This is a genomic window from Chryseobacterium sp. CY350 (genome assembly GCF_027945075.1).
In the GTDB taxonomy this organism is placed as follows: domain Bacteria; phylum Bacteroidota; class Bacteroidia; order Flavobacteriales; family Weeksellaceae; genus Chryseobacterium.
Genome location: NZ_CP116034.1, coordinates 915,827 through 935,083 on the forward strand (window position 1 = coordinate 915,827; position 19,257 = coordinate 935,083).

The following is a 19,257-nucleotide window of genomic DNA, read 5'->3' on the forward strand; positions in this document are numbered from 1 at the left end:
ACTTATCATTTACGCTAAATTATGGATTTCTGCGCAATAGATTTTGAAACAGCTACCCACGAGAGACATTCTGCTTGTGAATTAGGAATCTGTGTGGTAGAAAATTCACAGATTGTCTCAACAAAAACATGGCTCATCAAGCCGCCGAGTTTTCCCTACTTTAATCAGAGAAATATGGATGTACACGGTATTTTACCTCACGATGTGAAAGACTCACCTACCTTTGATGAAATATGGTACGAGGTACAGGAAATGATGTATGGAACTTTAATGATTGCGCACAATGCGAGTTTTGATGCAGGCGTTTTACGCAGCTGTCTTGATTATTATGGAATGTTTAAACCTAATCTAAATTATCTTTGCAGCATTCAACTTGCAAAAAAATCATGGAATTATCTTCCAAAATATGGTCTGAAACATTTAGCAGAAACACATCAAATTAAATTTAATCACCACAGAGCGGGAGACGACGCAGAAGCTTGTGCGAGAATTTCATTATTGGCTTTCGAAAAACTATTTATAACCAGAAACGAGGAAATTAGCGAAAGTTTCCAAAGTAAGATGAAAAAATTATAATAATTAGTTGATCAAAACCGTTGACAGCAGATTAAATTTCGGAATATCAATCTCAAAATTTTCTTGTGTCTCTTCGTTTCTTACTAAATATTTCCCACTCATATTCCCAACGCCTGAACGAAGCATAACATTAGAAAAATAAGCAAATTCATCAGTAGGAGGAATTTCAGGAGTAAGTCCGATAACGCCATCACCCACAACTTCTGTAAAACCGAAACCTACATCAAAAATCAACCATTTTCTCTTCAGAATTTTTATCGGAAAATCACCATCGTTTTCAATCACGATATTGTATTTAAAAACAAATCGGTTTTCGGAAGGATAACTATTTTTGCTATCATACTCAGGTGTAACAGACACCTTGATATTCGAAGTAATTTTAGAAAACATTTTGTTCTTTTTTTAATTTGATACAAAAATCTCGCCCTTTTTTCGAAGGCGAGATTTTAAATTTATATTGGCATGATCGATTAAAGTTCTAGACCTTTCTTCTCATCACCTCCAAGCAAGAACTCAACTGGATTGTCGATACCTTCTTTTACAGCGACCAAAAAGCCTACAGACTCTTTTCCGTCAATAATTCTGTGGTCATACGACATAGCAACATACATCATAGGACGAATCACAACCTGCCCGTCAACCGCAACCGGTCGTTGGATGATATTGTGCATTCCTAAAATTGCAGACTGCGGCGGGTTAATAATAGGGGTTGACAACATAGATCCGAAAGTACCACCGTTTGTAATAGTGAAAGTACCACCAGTCATTTCATCAACAGTAATTTTACCGTCTCTTACTTTTACTGCTAAATCTTTGATATTAGCTTCAACACCTTTGAAAGACATATTTTCAGCGTTTCTCAATACCGGAACCATTAATCCTTTCGGACCTGAAACTGCAATTGAAATATCGCAGAAATCATAATTGATCTTAAAATCTCCGTCAATAGATGCATTAACATCCGGATATAATTTAAGAGCTCTTGTAACCGCTTTGGTGAAGAAAGACATGAAACCAAGTCCTACCCCATGTTTTTGAGCAAATTCTTCCTTATATTGTTTTCTTAATCTGAAAATTTCAGACATATCAACTTCATTGAAAGTCGTCAACATTGCAGTTTCGTTCTTCACAGAAACCAATCTCTGCGCGATTTTTCTTCTAAGAACAGAAAGCTTTGTTGTCGTTGTAGATCTTGAACCGGTAGCCGTAAGAGAACTTCCGCCCATTGCAGGAACAGCAGCCAATTCAGCATCAGTTTTAGTGATTCTACCGTCTCTTCCCTGTCCTGAAACCTGAGAAGCGTCAATTCCTTTTTCGTCAAGAATTTTCTTTGCAGCAGGAGAAGGAGAACCTGTAGCATAAGATTGAGGAGCAGCTGGAGCCGGTTTTGGAGCTTCCTGTTTTACAGGTTCTGCAGCTTTAGGTGCTTCTTCCTGTTTTGGAGCTTCTGCAGCCGGAGCGGCAGCACCTGCTGGCTTAGCAGCATCCATATCAATTAAACAAACTACCTGACCTACCTGTACAACGTCACCTTCTTCAGCTTTTAAAGTGATGATACCACTTTGTTCTGCAGGCAATTCAAGAGTTGCTTTGTCTGAATCTACTTCAGCGATAGGTTGATCTTTTTCTACGTAATCACCATCTTTTACAAGCCAAGTTGCAATTTCAACTTCTGTAATTGATTCGCCCGGTGAAGGAACTTTCATTTCTAAAATTGACATATGAGTATTTTTTATTTTTTAATTGAATATTATCTAAATTAAGCGGTAACAGGTCTTTTTGCGGGAGCATCATCTCTGTCAAAAACTCTGTTGATTACTAAGTTTTGGTTTTTCTCAAACATTTTGTGACTTCCGGGAGCCGGTGCACCACTTGCTACCGGAGAAATTACCTGAATTCCTGTATCTCTGAAGTTTCTTAAAATATACGACCAAGCTCCCATATTTTCCGGTTCTTCCTGAGCCCAAACGATTGACGTTTTGTTTCCATATTTAGCAAATACAGCTTCGATAGCATCATTTTGAAGAGGATATAATTGCTCAAATCTCACCAAAGCAACATTTTCGCAGTTCAACTCTTCTTTTTTAGCTAATAATTCGAAATATAATTTACCTGAACACAATACTAATTTTTCAACCTTTGCCGGATCAGCAGTAGGATCATCTAAAATGGGCTGGAATCCTTTTTCTGAGAAATCTTCAAGCGGCGAAACCACTTTTGGATGTCTTAATAAAGATTTCGGACTCATCACTATCAATGGTTTTCTGAATCCCCATTTCAATTGTCTTCTTAAAAGGTGGAAGTAATTGGCAGGTGAAGTAATATTTGCCACAACCATATTTTCGTTCGCACAAAGCGTTAAAAATCTTTCCAGTCTTGCTGAAGAGTGTTCTGCACCTTGTCCCTCGGATCCGTGAGGTAACAACATCACCAAGCCATCCTGGATCTTCCATTTTTCTTCTGCTGCAGCCAAATATTGATCAACAATAATCTGCGCACCATTCACGAAATCACCAAACTGAGCTTCCCAAATCGTTAAAGTATTCGGAGACGCCATCGCGTAACCGTAATCGAATCCTAAAACTCCGTACTCTGAAAGATGAGAGTTGAATACATCAAATCTATTCTCAGAAACATGTCTTAATGGAATATATTCTTCTTCAGTATCTTCAGTTTTAATGACTGCATGTCTGTGAGAAAAAGTTCCTCTTTCAACATCTTCACCAGAAATTCTGATATTGTGACCTTCTGTAAGCAAAGTTGCATAAGCCAACCATTCACCCAATGCCCAATCCAGAGAATTGGCATCAATTGCTTTCAGACGGTTATCAAAAAGTCTTGTAATTTTATTTATGAATTTTTTATCAGCTGGAAGAGTTGACATTTTAACTGCCAATTCTTTAAGTTTAGCTAAATCATATTTAGTATCAACCGCATTCTGAACCGCTCCTCTTTTTGCAAGCGGGAAATCCGTCCAGTCTTCTGACATAAACAAATCCATTACATTTTTCTCAATCTCTTTGGACGCATCAAAATCTTTATCTAAAAGTGCTTTAAAGTCAGTTTCCATCGTTTTAAGAACGTCACTTGAGATCACACTGTCCTGAATCAATTTATCTTTATAAATTTCTCTAGGATTAGGATGTTTTGAGATTAATTTATACAAATTGGGCTGTGTAAATCTTGGCTCATCCCCTTCGTTGTGACCATATTTTCTGTATCCCAATAAATCGATATAAACATCTTTACCAAATTTAGCTCTGAAATCTGCTGCAAAATGAATCGCATGCACTACTGCTTCAGCATCATCTGCATTTACGTGCATTACAGGAGATTCTGTAACTTTAGCAATATCTGTACAATATGTTGAAGATCTCGCATCAGCGTAATTTGTAGTAAACGAAACCTGATTGTTCACAACAATATGAACTGTTCCACCAGTTTTGTACCCTTCCAAAGTCATCATCTGAGCAACTTCATAAGCGATACCCTGACCTGCAAGAGCTCCGTCACCATGAATAACGATTGGTAAAATCTTAGAAAAATCACCTTTGTACTTATCATCTACTTTTGCACGGCAAATACCTTCTACCAAAGCAGAAACGGTTTCTAAGTGAGACGGATTCGGTGTAAGGTTAATTGAAACTTCTTCTCCTGATGCCGTTTTTATTTTTTTAGATGAACCTAAGTGATATTTCACATCACCTGAGAATACATCTTCTTCAAATTCTTTTCCTTCAAATTCTGAGAAAATCTGCTTGTAAGACTTCCCAAAGATATTAGATAAAACATTCAATCTTCCTCTGTGAGCCATCCCAAGAACAACCTCATCTACACCTAATTGAGAAGATCTTGAAATCAATTGATCCAATGCAGGGATTAACGTTTCGCCACCTTCAAGAGAAAATCTTTTCTGACCTACAAATTTTGTGTGAAGATAGTTTTCAAATGCTACAGCCTGATTTAGTTTTAATAAAATCTCAGTTTTTTCATTAGCATTAAGGCTTGGATGATTTTCGTTTACCTGAAGCCACTGCTTGATAAATTCTTTTTCCTCAATATTATTGATATAAGTATACTCTACCCCGATCGAATCGCAGTAAATATTATCTAGATGTCTGATAAGCTCCTCCAAAGTCGCGGGACCTTTCATCCCGGTTTCTGTAGCGCAATTGAATTTTGTATTTAAATCTGATTTATCTAAACCGAAATTTTCTATGTCTAAAGTCGGTGTATAATGCCTTCTTTCACGGACAGGATTAGTTTTTGTAAACAAGTGACCTCTCGTTCTGTAAGCTTCGATAAGATTTACAACCTTAAATTCCTTTTTGATGTGCTCAGGAACTTCTCCGTTGGCTGCTGCCTGAGAAATTTGCTGAATTGCGGGTGCAGAAGTCACAGAATTTTGAACAAATTCTATTCTCTCGTCATCGTTGTAATTCTCCAACGCAAAATCAAAACCTTGAAAAAAGGCTTTCCATGATGGTTCTAAAGAATCCGGGAATTTTAAATATTGTTGGTATAAATCCTCAATTAACTGAGAATGAGCTGCGTTTAGGAATGAAAATCTGTCCATTATTACAGTTTATCTATTATTAAATTTTGTTAGTAATATTAATCTTCAAATTTAATAAAAAAAACCGACTTTGGGCAGAACCAAACTATTAAAAAAAATATAATGAACTGATTTGTATCATATTTATTTATAAACAGATAGAGACAGCTTAATATTCACATCTTTATCTGCCACAGGCTGTTCTATAAAAGTCTGATAAATATCTCCGTACCGCATTTCGTCTGTTTTTGCTTTTTGCATCAACTGCTGAATTGCTTTTACTCTTCCGGCATATGTACCTTTATAATACATCACATAATTTTGAGTTGGGCTCACAGATCTGAAACTAAAATTATTATCGTTAACTCCTGATTTTTTAGACAAAGGAATTCCAAAATAATATGAGACTTCATTATCCTTAAAATTATCGGCATCTGTAATCAAAACCGGATAGCCAAATTCATCATCTTTTTTGCCTAAATCCATCGTTACAAAATTGTAAATCTTATTGTAATTCATCACAATATTTCTGTATAAAGCATCTTTTTTGTTGGATGTGCTTACGCTGATTCCTAAAAGCATTCTGGCTTCTTCTTTCTCAACCATCAGGCTGTCGTACTTTATTGATGCCATTAGATTGTCTTTTGAAACTTTATTACCCAGCACATTTTTAAGATTCACCATACTTTTTTCGATATTGTCGGTAAATTTATCTTCAGTCCAGAAGTTTTGAGCTCTTGTCAAAACCGATAATTTCGGAGTATGAACAAACCATGTTATTTTGGTTTTTTCTGCAGATACAGGAGTAAATTTTACGTCGATTAAAGTCGGATTTTCATCCTCATCTTCAAAAAGCTGATATCGTAATGTTTTGTTTGGATTTTCGTATCTGATGAACATTTCACCGCCATCTTCGCTCTTCGGATCATTATAGCTGATAGCACTACCTTGTCCTTCGTATGGCGTGTAATAATCGATAGTAATGGTTTTTGAACTCGTAAAGAAATTATTCCATCGGGTAAAATGCTGGAGATTATTAAATTGATTAAAAACTTTCTCTAAAGGAAAATCAACCTCTTTTTCAACTTTGAAACTTTTGCTTTCGTCAACAAAATAATACATAGAAGCAGCATAAGCTCCTACAAGCAAGGTGATTATTATGGCTATGATTTTGAAAAAACGCATCGCACAAAAGTAAGACAAATAAAAAAAGTGACCAATATATGATCACTCTTGTTTGTTATGTTTTTAACATCTTAGCCAATATGAGTTCCCGGCAGCAAAACCGCACCTTTCTTCACGCAGACAATACCATCCTGAACAGAATATGTTCCGTAATCTCCGTCATTAAGATGTTTTCCGCCGATGATTCTTACATTATCACCAATGTAACAATTTTTGTCTAAAATAGCTTTTTCAATATAGCAATATTTCCCGATTCCCATATTGGGTAAACCCTGACTGTCATTGCTTACAATTTCTTGGGTGTTTTGATAAAAATCTGCTCCCATCACATAAGAATTTACAATGGTACTTCCTTTGTCTATTCTGGTTCTGTTACCAATAACAGAGTTTTCGACTTTATCTGCTAAAATGATACATCCGTCACCAAAAACAGCTTTACTCACGTACGAACCATTAATTTTCGAAGGCGGAAGCATTCTCGCTCTGGTGTAAATAGGTGAAGATGAAAATAGATTAAATTGCGGAAAATCCTGGCACAGATCAATATTCGCTTCGTAGAAAGATTCGATTGTCCCGATATCCGTCCAATATCCTTCATATTGGTAACTCAAAGTACTGTATTTCCCGATCGAGCTTGGGATGATATCTTTACCAAAATCATCTCCCGCACCATCTTCAAACATTTTTTTCAAAATAGATTTGGTGAAAATATAAATTCCCATTGAAGCAAGATATTCTTTTCCCTCAGATTTATTTTTATCAGAAACTTCAGACTGCAAACCATCCAAAAGTTCATAGCTTGGTTTTTCAATAAATGACGTAATATTGCCTTCGTCATCAGATTTCAGAATTCCAAAACCTGTAGCATCTTTGGCATTTACAGGAATTGTTGCAATGGTAACGTCTCCTCCTTTTTCGATATGGAAATCGAGCATCGCATTAAAATCCATCTGATATAATTGGTCTCCTGACAGGATCAAGATATATTCATAATCATATTTTTCAAGATGTTTCATAGACTGACGTACAGCATCCGCAGTTCCTTGAAACCAGCTGTCGTTTTCAACATTCTGCTCTGCGGCTAAAATATCTACAAAACCTTTACTGAAAATGTCAAAATGATATGAATTTTTGATATGTGCATTCAACGATGCAGAATTGAACTGTGTAAGTACAAGAATTTTATTTAATCCCGAATTTAAACAGTTTGAAATCGGAATATCAACCAATCTGTATTTTCCGGCAATTGGTACAGCAGGTTTTGATCTTGAATATGTTAACGGAAAAAGTCTTGTACCTCTTCCTCCTCCTAAAACGATTGAAATAACATTTGGATTCATAAATTAATTTGTGGTTTATCTCTATTATTAGTATTATTTTTTGACTTTATTATATTTCAATCATTACTAAATGTGAAAAATTAAAGATTTAATATTTGCACTGAACATTTGATTCTTAGAATCTAAAATTAGTTCTTGTATAAAGCTAAATATTTTTCCGCAGATTTCTCCCATGCAAAATCAAAGTTCATGTTTGAAAGTACAAGTTCTTCCATCGCCTTTTTCTGATTAAATATTGCGAGACCGCGAATCATTGCATGAATAATATCATCAACTCCCGGATAAGTAAAATTTAATCCTGAACCGCCAGTTGAAATATCTTTAACAGTATCTCTCAATCCGCCTGTGTAGCTTACGACAGGCACTGTCCCGTAACGCATCGCGTACATCTGATTCAGTCCGCAAGGCTCTACTCTTGATGGCATCAACAAAAAATCTGCCGAAGCGTATATTTTGTGCGACAAATGTTCCTTATATCCGATATCTGTAGCGAAATTTGCGTAGACATAATCTAATTCCTTTAGTTTATCTTCAATATAAGAGTTGCCAGAACCCAAAATCATTATATTCAGCGAACCGTATGTTTGTTTTATACTTCGCCATACAACTTCGGGAAGCAGGTCTGCACCTTTTTCTGTAGCAAATCTTCCGATAAATGCGAATAAGGGTAAATCTGGGTTTAAACCATACTCTTTGCAAAGTTTCTGCTTGTTCTTCTTTTTTATTTTAAGTACATTTTTTTTATTGAAATTGAAATCAAGCATAGAATCGGTTTCAGGATTCCAAACGTCGGAATCAATACCGTTGATAATTCCATAAGCTTTACCAAATTCATCTCTTACCAAACTTTCAAGACCTCTGAAACTTACAAATAATTCTTCGAGATATCCTTCAGAAACGGTAGTGAAAGCGTGCGAGCACTTTATCATACTAGCTAAAGGATTGATGAAGCCATTCCAGTCTAGAAGTCCCCATTTATGATGATCAAATGATGGCATAAAATGAATCATATCCCAACGCATCATCCCTTGGTATTCTCCATTGTGTATTGTTCCGATGGTTTTAACACCTTTTAAAAAATCAAACTCCGGACAGTGCTCTACCATAAAAGGAACCAATCCTGTGTGATAATCGTGGCAATGCAATACATCGGGACGAATCTGCATCGCAGTCAGCCAATGTAAAACTCCGTGTTGAAATGCCAAAAACTGAAAGCTTTCATCCTGATAACCATAAGGATTTTCGCGGTCAAGAAGCCCGGGAATTTTCACTAAAAACAATTCAAATCCTAATGTGTCAGATTTTTCTTTCATTACCTGAACCTGAAGCATATTTTGCCCCTGATGAATAAAGCCGTCAAAAACCACTTCAAACTCATGATCATAGATAAAAGATTTATTGTACCAAGGCATCACCACTTTGGCATCAACATCTTTCATTTTGTTCTGATATTTCGGTAGCGCTCCTACAACATCTGCCAAACCTCCAACTTTGGCTACGGGATAACATTCTGTGCTAAGGTGATAAACTGTCATTTTATTTTTTGTGTTGTTTTATTCTTGGTGTTTTATATTTTCTGTCTTTTTTCATTTTTAGAACGACTCCGGCGAGCGGCGGAAGTTTCAGGTAAATACATTTCGGACGATTCATCCATTCTTCTTGATCTTCTCTGAAAACTGTGCTTTCTACTCCACTACCATTATATTTTTTATGATCAGAATTAAAAATTACTTCCCACTGCGCTCCTTTATCTACTCCTACTTTGTAATCAAAGACATTCGGAGTAAGGTTTAAAATAACCATTACAACATTATCCTTCCTTTTTCCTTTTCGCAGATAAACGAGAACTGAATTATCTGTATCATCAGCTTCTACCCATTCAAAACCATCCGGATTAAATTGATTTTCGTAAAAAGCCGTTTCACTTCTATACAAATGATTTAAATCTTTCACTAAATTCTGCAAACCTTTGTGAATAGGAAAATCAAGTAAGTGCCAATCTAAACTCTGTTTGAAATTCCATTCGCCGGTTTGCCCAAACTCATCTCCCATAAACAGTAATTTTGCTCCCGGATGAGTAAACATATACACATATAAAGCTCGGAGGTTAGCAAATTTTTGCCATTCGTCGCCTTTCATTTTGTAAATTAAACTTGCCTTACCATGCACTACTTCGTCATGAGACAACGGCATCATATAATTTTCATTATACATGTACATCGATGCGAATGTCAATTTATGATGATGGTGTTTTCTGTCGCCGTATTCTTCTTTAAAATAATCTAAAGTATCGTGCATCCAACCCATCATCCACTTCATTCCGAAACCTACTCCGCCATCATGCACAGGCTTTGTAATTAGAGGAAAATCTGAACTTTCCTCAGCAATCGTCATGATACTGTTCCCAAATTCTTTATAAACTGCTGTATTAAATTCCTGTAAAAATAATTTAGCTTCGAGGTTCACATTAGTTCCCAAAACATTCGGCTCCCACTCACCCTCATTTCTTGAATAATCGAGATGCAACATTGAAGTCACCGCATCAACACGCAAACCGTCAGCGTGATATCGATCCAACCAAAACATTGCATTAGAAATAAGGAAAGATTTCACCTCATTTCTGCCATAATTAAAGATATAAGATTTCCAGTCGGGATGAAAACCTTTTCTGGGATCTTCATGCTCATAAAGATAACTTCCGTCGAAACGGTGCAATCCGTTGGCATCACCCGGAAAATGAGAAGGAACCCAGTCAAGAATTACTCCGATCTCATTTTTATGAAGTTCATTGATTAAAAACATCAGATCCTGCGGCGAACCAAAACGTGAGGTTGCAGCAAAAAAACCAGTGATTTGATATCCCCAACTTGGATCATAAGGAAATTCCATCACCGGCATGAATTCTACATGAGTAAAACCCAAATCTAAGATATAAGGCAGTAATTTCGCAGCTATTTCTCTATAATTTAAAAATCTTTTCGGATTTTCAGTATCTCTTATCCATGAACCAAGATGCAATTCGTAAACTGAGATGGGCGAATCTAAGCTGTTATTTTTCCAGCGTTTTTCCAGCCACTCTTCGTCATCCCATTCGTACCAAGTCGTAGAAACCAGAGAGGCAGCCTGCAAATTCTGCTCCCAACTTAAAGCGTAAGGATCACTCTTCTCCAAAATCTCTCCCTGACTTTCGATAGCGTATTTGTAAAGCGTTCCCCAAGTAAGACCTGAAATGAAGCCTTCCCAGATTCCTGAACCATCCCATCGCTGAAAAAGAATATGGTCCTGATGATTCCAATTATTAAAATTTCCGATCACAGAAACTTTTTTGGCATTTGGAGCCCACACTGAAAAATAAACGCCCTTCACACCGTCTTTCTCAACAGAGTGAGCGCCAAATTTTTCGTACAATCGATAGTGTTTACCTTCTTTGAAAAGGTAAATATCGTGATCCGTGAAAAGAGTATAGGTTTTTACCGAGTTCATCATAGTGTTTCTTTAACCGACAGCATCATTAACTTTAAGACTGAACAAACCCAAACAAACATAATGCTAAATTAGTTTGTCTGAGAGTTGTGATGACTATCAAATATAAACATTTTTCATTTGGTAACCTCTCTTTTTTATTAATTTTAAACAACTTATATAAAAAGATTTTTTATACTTTTATGGGTTAAATTAAAATACAATTATTTTAACACAAATATGAAGTTTACCCTTTACACAGAAGAAGCTGATGAAAGACCAATATATATAACAGGGAATTTCAATGCATGGAACCCGAAAGACTCTCGCTTTCAGCTTTTACAAATCGATCCGAATAATTATTATATTGACATCCCGAATGATTTTCTTAATGAAATTATTGAATTTAAATTCACGAAAGGAGGATGGGAAAACGTAGAACTCGATCGATACGGAAACATTACGCCCAATAAAAAAGTCCTGAAATCTGAGAATGAATTTTCGCATACTGTTGAAAAATGGAGATTCAATTGGGGACCTTTCAAAAAGGAATTCTTTCCGATTGTAGAGATTATATCGGAAGAATTTTATATTCCGCAGCTGGAGCGTCATCGGAAAGTCTGGGCGCTTTTACCTTACGATTACTATGTTTCAGACAAGAATTATCCTGTACTTTATCTTCAGGATGCACAAAATTTATTTAATGAAGGAAGTCCGTACGGAAACTGGGAGATCGATAAAAAGCTATCGATCCTTGCGGAATATGGCCGTGGAGATGTGATTATTATCGCCATTGAACACGGGAGTGAAGAGAGAATAAAAGAATATATCTTTGATAACGATAACGTTGCAAACGGTTCTGAAGGCAAAAAATACATTCGTTTTATCACAGATACCTTAAAACCATTTGTGGATGAACATTACCGAACCAAAAAGGATCGTGACAACACTGGAATTGGCGGAAGTTCTCTGGGCGCACTGATCAGTATTTATAGCGGATTTTTATACCCTGAAGTTTACTCCAAACTTTTGATCTTTTCTCCGTCACTTTGGGTAGAGCCAGATAACAATTTTCCGATGATGAGCTTTAGAGTTCCGTTTAAGACTAAAATTTACTTATACGGCGGCGAACAGGAAGGTTCAAAAATGGTAAAACGAATTCAGGTTTTTGAAAATTATCTGAAAAAATGGGAAAAGAAAAATCTTTTTGATTTTGAATTTAAAACCAATATCAATCCCGAAGGTTCTCACAGTGAATTCTATTGGTCGCAGGAATTTCCGAGAGCAATCGAATGGTTATTTTACAACAATACAGAAAATCCTGTGGAAGTTACGCCGCATCAGGACACTATAGAAAACTAAAATAATATTTAATCGCCAGGTTTTCAAACACCAAAATCGTTGAAGGTAAGGCCATAACATATGACCATAAAAAATAATAACTATTAAGATATGAAACTATTAAATAAAAGAAATAAAAATTATGCGCAGATTTTTGAATTGTTCACAGAAGAATCATGGTCAGAAAATCGCAAAAAATATAATAAAAACATCTCTCTTCTTTTTTCAGGAAAGAAAAATGAGATTTTTGTTGAAGCCAAAGAAGAAAGCATTACCTATTTTATCGGATTAGGAAAATCAAACCTGCAGAATTATGAATTCCAGCAAGTTGCTACTAAATTTTCCCAAAGTCAAAAGAAAAATTTTCAAACGGTTTCCACTTTAATTTTGGCAGATTTTATTAATGAAAAGCAATTTCAAGAATTTGTAAAGGGACTTTTTCTCGGTACCTATAATTATCCTTTTGAGAAAAATCATCCTTTTTGGAATGATACATTTGAATTTCATTTTGGAAATTTAAGTCAGAAAAAACTTGACAATATTTTCACTAAATCGAATGCGATTTGTGAGGGACAAAGTGCTTGTCAGGATTGGCTCAATAAGCCAGCCAACTTAAAAAGACCAGATGCTCTTAACGATTATCTGAAAAATTTAGCTAAAAAAAATCAGCTTAAATATACCGTTTTCAATAGAAAAAAATGTGACGAAATAGGTCTGGGAGCCTTTCTTGCAGTGAATCAAGGAAGTGCTTACGATGCCGCTTTTACAATTTTAGAATATAAAACTACGGTTAAAAATGCCAAAACTTTTGGTCTGGTCGGCAAATGCGTATTGTTTGATACTGGCGGAATTTCCATTAAAGGCTCAGACAACATGCATTACATGAAATCTGACATGGGTGGTGCTACAGCCGTCATCGGAGCTTTAATTTACGCTTCACAAATGCAATTGCCCGTTAACATTACCGCGATTTTGCCCATTACCGATAATGCTGTTTCCGAAAAAGCGTATCTGCCGAGCGACGTTATCACCGCGTACAACGGGAAAACTATTGAAGTTCTGAATACCGATGCCGAGGGCAGAATGACTTTGGCTGACGGACTTTCTTACATGGCTAAAAATTACAAAACTGACGTCCTGATCGATCTTGCCACATTAACAGGAAGTTCCGTCAGAATGTTTGGAGATACCTGTGGAGCAATGTTTTCTAATAATGATGAATTAAAAAATTTATTGATTAAAACCGGAGATAAAACCAATCAGAGATTATGGAATTTACCTCTTTGGGATATCTGGAAAGAAGACTTCAAATCTGATGTTGCAGATTTCAAAAATATATCAATGAAACCAATAGGCGACTGCATCATCGCTGCAAAATTTTTAGAAGAATTTATCGAAGGACACGACAAATGGGCTCACCTGGATATTGCCGGCGTGGCCTTTGGAAATGTAGGATATGCAAAAGATAAAGCTGCAACGGGTTATGGCGTTCAGTTATTAGCCGATTTAATTGAAAATTATCATTAAAAATTAGTTTATCTCGAAAAATCTCTGTATAATTGATTAGCAATTTTCAAATACGCATTGTTTATTGATTTTTAACATTAAAACATCAATAAACAATTGCTTTTATTTTTGAATATTCATCAAAAATTAAAAAACATTATATGGAGGAGAAAACTATTGTATGCATTTCGTGCTATTACAAAGGGTATGATTTTATGGACGAGATGAAAAAACTCGGCAATAAAATAATCCTGGTAACATCCGAAAACCTTAAAGGAAAAGATTGGCCTTGGCATGCCATTGATGAGGTTTTCTATATGCCCGAAGTGAAACCGTCTGTCTGGAATCTTGATCATCTTGTTCAGGGATTTTCACATCTGATGAAAACACGGAAAGTAGATGCTGTCATTGCATTAGATGATTATGATGTAGAAAAAGCAGCATTAATTCGCGAGACATTTCGTATTCCCGGGATGGGACAGACTACACACCGTTATTTTAGAGATAAATTGGCAATGCGTCAAAAAGCCAAAGATTCGGGGATTAATGTCCCAGAGTTTACTGCAGTCTTCAATGATCAGGAAGTAGAAAACTTCACCAACAAAGTCAGTGCACCGTGGGTTCTAAAGCCAAGATCTGAAGCCTCTGCCTCCGGAATCAAAAAACTTAACAACAAAGAAGATCTTTGGACAGCTCTGGAAACATTGGGTGAAGAACGTCATCTTTTTCTTCTGGAAAGCTTCAAGCCCGGTGATGTTTATCATGTTGACAGTCTTACATTCAATAAAAAAATTGTTTTCACATCAGCCTCAAAATATCTGGCTCCGCCGATGGAAGTTTCACATGAAGGGGGTGTTTTCAGAACCAAAACTTTAGGAAGATATTCTGATGAATTTATCGCATTAGATGAAGCCAATTCTAAGGTTCTGATGAACTTTGGCTTGATGAATGGTGCGACGCATACAGAATTTATTCGTGGTAAAGAAGATGGAAAATGGTATTTTCTTGAAACAGCCTCAAGAGTTGGCGGTGCGCATATACCAGATCTTGTGGAAGCATCTAGTAATATTAATATATGGAGAGAATGGGCAAGAATAGAAGACGCATTGCTAAAAGGCAAAAACTATGAAGTCGCAAAACCTACGGGATATTATTCAGGATTGATCGTTGCATTAATTAAAGATAAACAGCCAGATTATGATCAGTTTCAATGTGAAGAAGTGGTAAAATTTCTTCCAATTGATTATCACGTGGGAATCGTTTACAAATCAAAAGATTCTGAAAAAGTGGTAGAAAGATTAGATCGTGCTGCTGAAAAGATTTATTCACATCTGCTCAATATTATTCCACCAAAAGAAAAACCAACAGCTTAAAGATTAGTTATTATTAAATTAATTGAAATTCAGAAACTTATTAATTTAAAATGAATTAATTTGGAACCTAAATGACGATTCAGTTAAAATAACCATATAAAAATTCAGAAATAAAACTAAAAATCTATAGTACATGCCACATATAGAACACACAGATTATTACTCACATATATTAGGAATTAGCCTTAAAGTTGAAGTTACGGGACATTTCGGTTATCCGATCATTATGTTTCCGACTTCGCAGGGACAATACACTCAGAATCATGATTTTCACCTAAACAGCAGCATAGACTGGTTTGTTGAGCAGGGAAAAGTAAAATTATACAACATTCAGACAATTGATGCATGGAGTTTTTATGATGATAAAATTTCTCCCCAGCAGAGAATCAGAAATTACGAAAAATATGTACAATTTCTCATTCAGGAATTTATACCCTACATCCAGAAACTTCATGGTACACATCGTGTAGCTGTAGCCGGAGCAAGTTTCGGAGGTTATCATGCATCGAATTTTGCTTTTAGATTTCCCGATGTAGTTTCTCATTTATTTTCACTCTCGGGAGCGTTCAGCATCAGGAATTTCATGGATGGATATTCTGACGATTTGGTTTATTTCAATTGTCCGAGAGAATTTATGAAAAACGATGAAGCCTGGAAATACAAACATATGCATATCGTTCTGTGTACTTCAGATGAAGATATCTGTAGAGACAAAAATATTGAAATGGCAGATATTCTTCGTGCAAAAGGTATCGACTTTTGGTACGATGAAAAAAGGTGGATCAATCATGACTGGCCGCTTTGGCGAATGGCCTTTCCTAACTTTATCGGAACTTTCTTTTCTTAAAAATTTAAACAACTCAAATTAATAATAAATCATTAAAAAACAAATTATGGCAAAAAAAGTAGGAATTTTATTTGGTATGGAAGATACTTTTCCGTGGGCATTTATAGATAAAGTAAATGAACTTGGAAAGGGAGAAATTGTAGCTGAAGCAGTAACAATCGATAAATTAGAGCAGGGTGCAGATTATGGGTATGCAGTAATTATTGACAGAATTTCGCAGGATGTACCTTTTTACAGAGCTTATCTTAAAAATGCAGCATTAAAAGGAACTTACGTCATCAACAACCCTTTTTGGTGGAGTGCAGACGAAAAGTTCTTTAATAATGCTTTGATGTCTAAACTTGGAATTCCGTTACCTAATACTGTTTTGTTGCCTTCGTACGAAAGACCTACAGATACGTCTGAGACATCGTTCAGAAACCTTAAATTCCCTCATGACTGGGATTATATTTTCAATTACGTTGGTTTCCCAGCTTATATGAAACCTCATGACGGCGGCGGCTGGAAAAGTGTTTACAGAGTTGAGAGTCCGGAAGATCTTTGGGAAAAACTTTCTGAAACAGAGCAGTTGGTGATGATGGTTCAGGAAGAGATTGTATTTCAGGATTATTACAGAGTGTATTGTTTAGGCAAAAAATATGTTCACATAATGCCATATGAACCAAGAAATCCGCATCATTTGAGATATGCAACAACACATCAGACAGAAGGGAAAGATTTAGAAAAATTGTTAAAAGTGATTCATGATTATACGATTACAATGAATGAAGCTTTAGGTTACGATTTCAATACCGTAGAATTTGCCGTTAGAGACGGAATTCCTTATGCAATTGACTTCTGTAATCCTGCGCCGGATGCCGACAGAAATTCTGTTGGTGAAGAAAACTTCGCATGGATTGTTGAGCATTCTGCAAAACTGGCAATCGAAAAAGCCAAAGAATATGTTCCCGGAAAACAAAATATCTCATGGGGAACTTTTGTGAAAGATTCAGTAAAATAAAACCATAAAAAACACAAATTAAAAATGCATCAGTTTACTATTGGGATTGAAGAGGAATATCAAATCATTGATTTAGAAAGCAGAGATTTGGTTTCTCACGTTTCAAAAATCATCGAAGGAGGAAAAGCGGTTTTAAGTGAAAATTTAAAGCACGAAATGCACGAATCAATGATTGAAATGGAAACCGGAATCTGCCAGAATATACAGGAAGCGCAGGCGGAACTCACCAATCTGAGAAGACATCTCATCAATACAGCTCATGAGCAGGGACTTCGTGTTTCAGGTGGTGGAACGCACCCGTTCTCAAACTGGGAACACAATACGATTACTAATGGTGAACGTTACAACAAAATTGTAGACGATATGGGCGATGTAGCCCGTGGAAATCTTATTTTTGGTCTTCACGTTCATATTGGGATTCCGAATCGTGAAGAAGGCGTAAGGATTCAGAATGTGATGCGTTATTTTCTTCCGCACGTTTATGCTCTTTCCGTAAATTCTCCTTTCTGGATTGGCAGAAATACAGGATTCAGATCTTACAGACAGGAAATATTTGTAAAATTTCCAAGAACGGGTATTCCGAGTTACTTCAATTCTTTGGCAGAATTTGACAGCTATGTAGATCTTCTGGTGAAAACCGGAACAATTGATAATGCTAAAAAAATCTGGTGGGATTTGCGCGTTCACCCATTCTACCCTACCATAGAATTTAGAATCTGCGATATGCCTTTGAGAATCGAAGAAACCGTTTGTCTCGCGGCGATTATGCAAAGTTTAGTAGCTAAAATCTATAAATTGCATCAGCAGAATTTAAGTTTCAGAAGCTACAGAAGATTGTTGCTTAATGAAAATAAATGGCGTGCTTCCAGAGACGGAATTCACTCTCAGTTAATTGATTTTGGCAAAGAAGAATCTGTACCATATCCCGATTTACTCAAAGAATTATTAGAGTTCATAGACGATGTTGTAGACGATTTGGGATGTAGAAAAGAAGTGGAATACGCATGGAAAATATTAGAAAACGGAACAGGTGCCGACAGGCAACTTGCGGTCTATAAAGAAACAGGTGATCTGAAGAAAGTCGTTGATTACATGATCTCTGAGACAGAATACGGAATTACTCACGGTGAAAATGCTTCGTAATATTTTTAATAACTTTGCATAAAATATGAGTTATGAAAGATCTTAGAATTGCTTTGCTGGACATGAATAATAATCAGGTAAATCAAGGATTTAAAAACATTAAAGAAATATCTGAAGCCTTCCAGAAGCAGTCTGAAGAAAATATTAGTATAGAAGTTTTTGATGTAAGATTTAAAAATGAAATGCCCAATGTCAGAGATTTTGACATTTTTATTTCTTCCGGAGGCCCAGGAAATCCGCACAGAGAAGGTCATGACTGGGAACAGAAATTTGCTGATTTTTTAAATTCTGTTTACGTCCACAATCAACAAAATGAAGCGAAGAAATTTCTGTTTTTAATTTGTCATTCTTTTCAGTTAGCTAGCATTCATTGGGAATTAGGAAATATCTGCAAAAGAAATTCGTACTCTTTTGGTGTGATGCCTATTCATAAAACAGAAAATGGTGAGCAAGAATTCTTATTTAAAAACCTTCCGGATCCTTTTTATGCAGTAGATTCTCGGGCTTATCAATTTATAGAGCCTGATCACGATCGTTTTGAAGAACTGGGAATGAAAATTGTTGCGATTGAAAAATTCCGTCCTCATGTGAATTTAGAAAGAGCTGTGATGGCGATTCGCTTTTCAGATGAGATTTTCGGAACTCAGTTTCACCCCGAGGCAAATCCTGAAGGTATGATCGAGAACCTGAAAGATGAAAAGAATAAAAATGCAATGATTGAAAATTATGGAATGGAAAAATATCTCGAAACGGTTGACAGGATGGACGATGAAGATAAAATCGTTCTTACACAAGCTCAGATTTTGCCACGATTCTTGAGATTAGCAAAAAAAAACATTTTGAAAGACGTTGAAGCAATGGCTTAATCTTTTATAAATAAAAACTATCAAAATCGGGCACAATTGCTCGATTTTTTAAATCACAAAAGA

15 protein-coding genes are annotated in these 19,257 nt (G+C 36.0%); 8 read left to right on the forward strand and 7 right to left on the reverse strand.

The window, feature by feature from the left end:
- Positions 1 to 21 precede the first annotated feature (21 nt).
- The gene (locus PGH12_RS04195; protein WP_267599247.1) at positions 22 to 576 is read left to right on the forward strand and encodes a 3'-5' exonuclease; all 555 of its coding nucleotides are present in this window, start codon (positions 22 to 24) and stop codon (positions 574 to 576) included.
- A gap of 3 nt (positions 577 to 579) precedes the next feature.
- Here PGH12_RS04195 and apaG read toward each other — a convergent pair whose 3' ends face one another.
- The 7 genes from apaG to glgB all read right to left on the reverse strand — a co-directional run bounded on the left by apaG (position 580) and on the right by glgB (position 11,139).
- Entirely contained in the window at positions 580 to 966 is a 387-nt protein-coding gene (gene apaG / locus PGH12_RS04200) for a Co2+/Mg2+ efflux facilitator ApaG/CorD (RefSeq protein WP_267599248.1), read from the reverse strand.
- Positions 967 to 1,046: 80 nt separating this feature from the next.
- Positions 1,047 to 2,297 (reverse strand): 2-oxoglutarate dehydrogenase complex dihydrolipoyllysine-residue succinyltransferase, encoded by a 1,251-nt coding sequence (gene odhB / locus PGH12_RS04205; RefSeq protein ID WP_267599249.1) that lies wholly within the window; start codon positions 2,295 to 2,297, stop codon positions 1,047 to 1,049.
- A gap of 38 nt (positions 2,298 to 2,335) precedes the next feature.
- On the reverse strand, positions 2,336 to 5,152 hold the full coding sequence (locus tag PGH12_RS04210) for a 2-oxoglutarate dehydrogenase E1 component (protein ID WP_267599250.1): 2,817 nt from the start codon (positions 5,150 to 5,152) through the stop codon (positions 2,336 to 2,338).
- 123 nt (positions 5,153 to 5,275) lie between these two features.
- On the reverse strand, positions 5,276 to 6,316 hold the full coding sequence (locus PGH12_RS04215; protein WP_267599251.1) for an SRPBCC domain-containing protein: 1,041 nt from the start codon (positions 6,314 to 6,316) through the stop codon (positions 5,276 to 5,278).
- Between the two features lie 71 nt (positions 6,317 to 6,387).
- Positions 6,388 to 7,656, reverse strand: coding sequence for a glucose-1-phosphate adenylyltransferase (locus PGH12_RS04220; protein ID WP_267599252.1), 1,269 nt, complete (start codon positions 7,654 to 7,656; stop codon positions 6,388 to 6,390).
- Positions 7,657 to 7,784: 128 nt separating this feature from the next.
- The gene (locus PGH12_RS04225; RefSeq protein ID WP_267599253.1) at positions 7,785 to 9,191 is read right to left on the reverse strand and encodes a glycogen synthase; all 1,407 of its coding nucleotides are present in this window, start codon (positions 9,189 to 9,191) and stop codon (positions 7,785 to 7,787) included.
- A 1-nt stretch (position 9,192) separates the two neighbouring features.
- Complete coding sequence (gene glgB / locus PGH12_RS04230) at positions 9,193 to 11,139, reverse strand: 1,4-alpha-glucan branching protein GlgB (protein WP_267599334.1); 1,947 nt, start codon at positions 11,137 to 11,139, stop codon at positions 9,193 to 9,195.
- Positions 11,140 to 11,358: 219 nt separating this feature from the next.
- Between glgB and PGH12_RS04235 the strand changes: the two genes are divergently transcribed.
- The 7 genes from PGH12_RS04235 (at position 11,359) to PGH12_RS04265 (ending at position 19,194) form a co-directional block, all read left to right on the forward strand.
- The gene (locus PGH12_RS04235) at positions 11,359 to 12,480 is read left to right on the forward strand and encodes an alpha/beta hydrolase-fold protein (protein WP_267599254.1); all 1,122 of its coding nucleotides are present in this window, start codon (positions 11,359 to 11,361) and stop codon (positions 12,478 to 12,480) included.
- A 90-nt stretch (positions 12,481 to 12,570) separates the two neighbouring features.
- Positions 12,571 to 13,986, forward strand: a complete 1,416-nt coding sequence (locus PGH12_RS04240) for a M17 family metallopeptidase (protein ID WP_267599255.1) — start codon at positions 12,571 to 12,573, stop codon at positions 13,984 to 13,986.
- A 140-nt stretch (positions 13,987 to 14,126) separates the two neighbouring features.
- The gene (locus PGH12_RS04245; RefSeq protein WP_267599256.1) at positions 14,127 to 15,338 is read left to right on the forward strand and encodes an ATP-grasp domain-containing protein; all 1,212 of its coding nucleotides are present in this window, start codon (positions 14,127 to 14,129) and stop codon (positions 15,336 to 15,338) included.
- Between the two features lie 133 nt (positions 15,339 to 15,471).
- Complete coding sequence (locus PGH12_RS04250) at positions 15,472 to 16,185, forward strand: alpha/beta hydrolase-fold protein (RefSeq protein ID WP_267599257.1); 714 nt, start codon at positions 15,472 to 15,474, stop codon at positions 16,183 to 16,185.
- Between the two features lie 46 nt (positions 16,186 to 16,231).
- A complete protein-coding gene (locus tag PGH12_RS04255) occupies positions 16,232 to 17,185 on the forward strand; it encodes an ATP-grasp domain-containing protein (protein WP_267599258.1) in 954 nt (317 codons plus the stop codon).
- Between the two features lie 24 nt (positions 17,186 to 17,209).
- Positions 17,210 to 18,328: a carboxylate-amine ligase gene (locus PGH12_RS04260; protein WP_267599259.1), complete on the forward strand. Its 1,119-nt coding sequence runs from the start codon at positions 17,210 to 17,212 to the stop codon at positions 18,326 to 18,328.
- Positions 18,329 to 18,360: 32 nt separating this feature from the next.
- On the forward strand, positions 18,361 to 19,194 hold the full coding sequence (locus PGH12_RS04265) for a type 1 glutamine amidotransferase (RefSeq protein WP_267599260.1): 834 nt from the start codon (positions 18,361 to 18,363) through the stop codon (positions 19,192 to 19,194).
- Positions 19,195 to 19,257 lie beyond the last annotated feature (63 nt).